Origin of the sequence: Streptosporangium sp. NPDC051022 (assembly GCF_040683035.1) — a bacterium.
In the GTDB taxonomy this organism is placed as follows: Bacteria; Actinomycetota; Actinomycetes; order Streptosporangiales; family Streptosporangiaceae; genus Streptosporangium.
In genome coordinates this window covers 89,174-95,778 of sequence record NZ_JBFBCF010000040.1, presented here as the reverse complement: position 1 = coordinate 95,778, position 6,605 = coordinate 89,174, and the positions used below count along the sequence as shown (strand labels likewise).

The 6,605-nt window shown below is 75.2% G+C and carries 1 protein-coding gene (cut by a window edge); it reads left to right on the top strand.

From position 1 onward, the window contains the following. A protein-coding gene (locus AB0N02_RS41050; protein ID WP_363958787.1) for a type I polyketide synthase crosses the window boundary here: on the top strand, positions 1 to 6,605 show its 5' portion. 4,438 nt of this gene lie beyond the right edge of the window; only the first 6,605 of its 11,043 coding nucleotides appear in the window; the start codon lies at positions 1 to 3; its stop codon lies off the right edge, out of view.

Sequence of the window (6,605 nt, the reverse complement as noted above, 5' to 3'; positions counted from 1 at the left end):
GTGTTCGACACCCTGACCGCCACCGGCGTCGACGCCAAATGGATCCCGGTCGACTACGGATCACACTCGGCCGACGTCGACCGCATCCACGACGAAGTGATCTCGGCCCTGAAAACGGTGACGCCCCGGACCTCGGAGATCCCGTTCCACTCCTCGGTGACGGGAGAGCCGTTCGACACCGCCGGGCTGGACGCCGCCTACTGGTTCACGAACCTGCGCAACACCGTGCTGTTCGACCAGGCGGTCGCCTCGGCCGGCAACGGCCCGTTCATCGAATGCAGCCCCCACCCCGTCCTGATCCACGGAATCGACAACGCCCTCGGGACGTTGCGCCGCGACGACGGCGGCCCCGGCCGTTTCCTGCGCTCAGCCGCCGAAGCCCACACCGCCGGAATCACGATCGCCTGGGAAACCCTGCTGGGCGGCGGTCCCGCGGCGGAACTCCCCACCTACCCCTTCCAACGCAAACGCTTCTGGCTGCCCGACCACCTCCGGCCCGCCGTCGCCGCACAGACGGACAGCGAGTTCTGGGACCTCGTCGACCGTGGTGACGCGGCCGGCCTCGCCTCGCTGCTCGGTGTGGACGTCGAGGATGTGCTTCCGGCGCTGTCGGACTGGTGGCACGGGCGTCAGAGCCGGCGCACCGTCGACGGATGGCGCTACCGTGTCGGCTGGAAACCGGTCACCGGCTCCACGCCCCGTGCACGGCTGAGCGGGACCTGGATCGTCGTCACCTCCGGCCAGGAGGACGTCGCCGCCGCCCTGCGCGCGCACGGCGCCGAGGTGACGGTCGTGGCGGACGTCGCCGGCGTCACCGCGCACCTGCCGGCCGCCGCCGGTGTGCTGTCGCTGCTGCCGGTGGAACAGGAGCCGGAGACCTCCCTCGCCCTGTACCGCGCGATCGCCGATGGGGATGTTCCCGTATGGACGGTCACGCGGGGCGCGGTCTCGGTCGGCCCGTCCGATCGTCTCACCGAGCCCGGCCAGGCGACGGTCTGGGGACTGGGCCAGGTCTTCGGCCTGGAGCACCCGGCTGTCGGCGGTGGCCTGCTCGACCTGCCCGAGACTCTGGACGACCGGGCGCTGAGCCGCCTGGCCGCCGTGCTCGCCGGCGCCTACGGCGACGAGGAGCAGCTCGCGATCCGTTCGTCCGGTGTCTTCGCCCGGCGGCTGACGGCCGCACCCACGCACCACTCCGACACGACCCCGTGGCGGCCGGACGGCACGGTCCTGATCACCGGCGGCACCGGGGCACTCGGCGCCCACGTCGCCCGCCTGCTGGCCACCCGCGGTTCGAAGCACCTGCTGCTGGTCAGCCGGAGCGGCCCCGACGCGCCCGCGGCCGGTGCGCTCGTCGCCGAACTCGCCGGTCTGGGCTGCGCGGCCACCGTCGCGGCGTGCGACGTGGCCGACCGCGCCGCGCTCGCCGAACTGATCGCCACGGTCCCCGAGGACCGTCCGATCACCACCGCCGTGCACGCCGCCGGCATCGGGCGGGGCATCGCGCTGGCCGAGACCACGGCGGAGGATCTGCGCGAGGCGCTGGCGGCGAAGGCGGCCGGGGCGTCGAACCTGGGCGCGCTGCTGGAGGGAACACTGGTGTTCTTCTCCTCGGGCGCCTCCACGTGGGGCAGCGCCGGGCAGGCCGCGTACGGAGCCGCCAACGCCTACGTGGACGCGCTCGCCGAGAACCGCCGTGGCCGTGGGCTCCGTACGCTGTCGATCGCCTGGGGAGCCTGGGGCGGTGGCGGCATGGTCGACGACGCCGTGCGCGCGCACCTGTCCCGCCGCGGCCTGACCGAGATGGACCCGCTGCTGGCCGTCGCGGCGCTGGAGGACGCCGTCACCGGCGGGGAGACGACGCTGACGGTCGCCGACATCGACTGGGACCGTTTCCTGCCGCTCTACACCGGCGCCCGGCCCCGGCCGCTGGTCGAGGAGTTCGCCGCGTCCGAACCCGCCCCGGTCGCGACCGGCCCTGAACTCAACGGCCTCGGCGGCCTCGGCGATCTGCCTCCCGCCGAGCGGGAACGGCGCGCGCTCCGCCTGGTGCTCGACGCGGCCGCCGCCGTACTCGGCCACGACTCCGCCGACGGCATCGATTCCGCCCGCCCGTTCAGCGAACTGGGCTTCGACTCGCTCACCGCGCTGGAGCTGCGCAACCGGCTGGCGGGCGCGTCCGGGCTGAGGCTGCCGCCGACCCTGGTGTTCGACCATCCGACGCCCGCCCTGCTCGCCGCCCACCTGTCGGGCGGCGTGGTCACGACGGCGCCGGTCGCCCGGGCCGCGGTCGATGACGATCCGATCGTCATCGTCTCGGTCGCCTGCCGCCTGCCCGGCGGCGTCCGCAGCCCGGAGGACCTGTGGCGGCTGCTGGCCGGCGGCCGCGACGCCGTCTCGGCCTTCCCCGCCGACCGTGGCTGGGACCTGGGCGGACTGTACGACCCGGATCCCGGCCGCCCCGGCAAGACCTATGCCTTCGAGGGCGGCTTCCTCGACGACGCGGGCGGGTTCGACGCGGACTTCTTCGGCGTCAGCCCGCGGGAGGCGCTGGCGATGGACCCGCAGCAGCGGGTGCTGCTGGAGACCTCGTGGGAGGCGGTCGAGCGGGCCGGCATCGATCCGGCCGGTCTGCGGGGCAGCGACACCGGAGTGTTCGTCGGCGCCATCCACCAGGGTTACGGGGTGCGGGCCGGTGCCGTGCCCGCCGAGCTGGAGGGTTACTTCCTCACCGGTAACGCGTCGAGCGTGATCTCCGGCCGGGTCGCCTACTCGCTGGGCCTGCAGGGACCGGCGGTCACCGTCGACACGGCGTGCTCGTCGTCGCTGGTCGCGATGCACTGGGCGGCGCAGGCGCTGCGGTCCGGGCAGTGCTCGCTCGCACTCGTCGGCGGTGTCACGGTGATGGCGACCCCGGCGACGTTCGTCGAGTTCTCCCGCCAGCGCGGCCTGGCCCCCGACGGCCGTTGCAAGTCGTTCGCCGACGCGGCCGACGGCACGGGCTGGGCCGAAGGCGTCGGCGTCGTCGTGCTGGAGCGGATGTCCGACGCCGAACGCAACGGGCACCGGGTGCTCGCGGTCCTGCGCGGCAGCGCCGTCAACTCCGACGGGGCGAGCAACGGCCTCGCCGCGCCGAACGGGCCGTCCCAGGAGCGCGTCATCCGTCAGGCGCTGGCCGACGCCGGTCTGGGCCCCGGCGAGGTCGACGCCGTGGAGGGCCACGGTACCGGCACCACCCTGGGCGACCCGATCGAGGCGCAGGCGCTGCTGGCCACCTATGGGCAGGACCGTGACCGTCCGCTGTGGCTCGGCTCGCTGAAGTCCAACATCGGCCACTCCCAGGCCGCCTCCGGCGTGGCAGGCGTGATCAAGATGGTGCTCGCCCTCGGCCACGCGGTGCTGCCCAGGACCCTGCACGTGGACACGCCGAGCACGCACGTCGCGTGGGACACCGGCGCGGTCTCACTGCTCACCGAGCAGATCGACTGGCCGGAGACCGGTCGCCCCCGGCGCGCGGCGATCTCCGCGTTCGGGGTGAGCGGGACCAACGCCCACCTGATCCTGGAGCAGGCCCCGCCCTCCCCGCCCTCCTCGGCCGCGCCGGCCGCCGTCGACGGGCCCGCGCTGCCGGTGCCGGTACTGCTCTCGGCGGCGTCGGCGGCCGCGCTGCGGGATCAGGCCACCCGGTTGCGCGCCTTCCTGGAGACGGGTCCGCTGCCGGTGCGCGACGTCGCGTTCATGCTGGCCGCGGGCCGGGCCGGGCTGCGGCACCGCGCGGCGTTCGTGGCGTCCGGCCAGGACGATCTCCTCGCCGGGCTGGACGCCCTCGCCGGTGGGCCAGAGGTGCCCGCTGCCGTCGGTGGCGACACCGCCTTCCTGTTCTCGGGGCAGGGTTCCCAGCGGCTGGGCGCCGGCCGGGAGCTGAGGCTGCGGTTTCCGGCGTTCGCCGACGCCTTCGACGAGGTGTGCGCGCGGTTCGACGCCCTGCTCCCGCTGCCGCTGATCGACGTCGTGCACGGTGACGACGCCGGACTCCTGCGGCGCACCGAATTCGCCCAGCCCGCGCTGTTCGCGATCGAGGTCGCGCTTTTCCGTCTCGTACGGTCGTGGGGCGTGCGTCCCGCCTGGCTGCTCGGCCACTCCGTCGGTGAACTCGCCGCCGCCCACGTCAGCGGCGCGCTGTCCCTGGACGACGCCGTCGCCCTGGTCGCGGCGCGTGGCCGGCTGATGCAGGACCTGCCCGCGGGCGGTGTCATGGTCGCGGTCGAGGCCACCGAGGACGACGTGCGCCGGCTGCCGGCCGACGGCGTCGACATCGCCGCGGTGAACGGCCCGGCGTCACTGGTGCTGTCCGGTGCGGAGCCGGCCGTCCTGCGGCTGGCGGAGCGGCTGGCCGCGGCCGGTCACCGGACCAAGCGGCTCGACGTCAGCCACGCCTTCCACTCCGGTCTCGTGGAACCGGTGCTGGCGGACCTCCGGGCCGCGGCGGCGGGCCTGACGCCTGGTGTGCCGGAGTTTCCCGTGGTGTCCACGGTGACCGGCGGCCCGGTCGACGCGGCGACGCTGGCCTCCGCGGACCACTGGGTGCGGCACGCCCGCGCCACGGTCAGGTTCGCCGACGGTGTGCGGTGGCTGCGGGACTCCGGCGTCACGAACTGGCTGGAGATCGGCCCGGACAGCGTGCTGTCCGCCATGGTCGGCGACGCTGTGCCGCTGCTGCGCGGCGACCGGCCCGAAGGGCGGTCGGTCCTGGAGGCCGTCTCGCGCCTGCACGTGCGAGGGACGACGGTGGACACCGGCGCCATGGTCGGCGACGGGCACCGGGTGGACCTGCCCACCTATCCGTTCCAGCACGAGCACTTCTGGATCGCCCCGGACGACCCCGAGGCCGTCGCGGACCGTGACGACGCGTTCTGGCAGGCCGTCGGCCGTGGCGATCTCGACGCGCTGTCCGCGGCGGACGACGACCGGGCCGCGTTGGCGGCGGCCCTGCCGGCCCTGGCCAGGTGGCGGGCGGCCGACCGGGCCCGCTCCGCCGCCGAGGAGTACCGCTACCGCGTGCGCTGGCAGCCCGCGGGCGAACCGCGCGGCCGGACGGCGAACCGCTGGCTCGTGGTGCACCCGCCCGGGATGGGCCTGGAGTGGACGGCGGGGTTCGACGCCGTCGAGGTCGACCTCGACCAGCCCGACCCCGGCGCCCAGGTCGCCGCGGAACTCGCCGGGCGGGACGTCGCCGGCGTGCTGTCCCTGCTCGGCCTCGACACCACGCCGCACTGTGATCATCCCGGCGTGCCGCGCGGGACGGCCGCCACGCTGTCGCTGGCGCGCGCCGGTCTTTCGGTGCCGCTGTGGCTGGCCACTCGCGGCGCGGTCACGATCGGCGCGGCGGACGGTGCGCCGGATCCCGCCGGCGCGCTGATCTGGGGCCTCGGACGCGTCCTGGCCCTGGAGCAGCCCGACGCCTGGGGCGGCCTGGTCGACCTTCCGGAGACCCCCGGCCCGCGCGCGATCGCGCGACTGCTGCGGGTGCTCGGCGGAACCGGCGGCGAGGACCAGGTCGCGCTGCGGGCGTCGGGGGTGTTCGTGCCCCGGCTGGTGCGCGCCCCCCTGGAGCAGCCGCCCGCCCGGCGGCGGTGGACACCACGCGGAACCGTGCTGGTCACCGGCGGTACGGGTGCCCTCGGCGCGCACAGCGCCCGGCGGCTGCTCAACCTCGGCGCGGAGCGTGTGATCTTGACCAGCCGTCGCGGGAGCGACGCCCCCGGCGCGGCGGAACTGCTCGCCGAGCTGGGCTCGAAGGTGACGATCGCCGCCTGCGACGTCGCCGACCGTGACGCGCTCGCCGCGCTGCTGGACGGCCGCCACGTCACGGCGGTCGTGCACGCGGCGGGCGTCGGGCAGGCCACCCCGCTGGCCCGGATGGAGCTCGCCGAGTTCGCCGAGGTGCTGTCCGCCAAGGTCACCGGCGCGTCCCACCTGGACGACCTGCTCGGCGGGACGGTCGAGGCGTTCGTGCTGCACTCGTCGGTGTCCGGCGTGTGGGGCGCGGGGGAACAGGGCGCCTACGCGGCGGGCAACGCCTACCTGCTGGCGCTGGCCGAACGCCGCCGGGCGGCCGGGCTGCCCGCCACCGCGCTCGCCTGGGGACCGTGGTCGGGCGGCGGCATGGCGGCCGGGCGGGTCGGCGAACACCTGCGGCGGCGCGGCCTGACCGAACTGGACCCGGACATCGCACTCGACGGACTGGTCCGCGCGCTCGACGACGGCGACTCCGGGCTCGTGCTGGCCGACGTCGACTGGACGCGTTTCACCTCGGCGTTCACCGTGGCCCGGCGACGTCCGCTGCTCGAGACGATCCCCGAAGCAGTCATCGCCCAGGACACGCCCCAGCCGGCCCGGCACGAGAGCGACCTGACCGGCCTGCCGACGGCCGAACTTCGGCGCGCGCTGACCGACCGCGTGCTCACGGCGACCGCGACCGTGCTCGGCCACGCCGACGCGGGCCGGATCGACCCCGCCCGCGCGTTCACCGCCCTCGGGTTCGACTCGCTGACCGCGGTCGACCTGCGCAACCGGCTCACCGCCCTGACCGGCCTGGCCCTGCC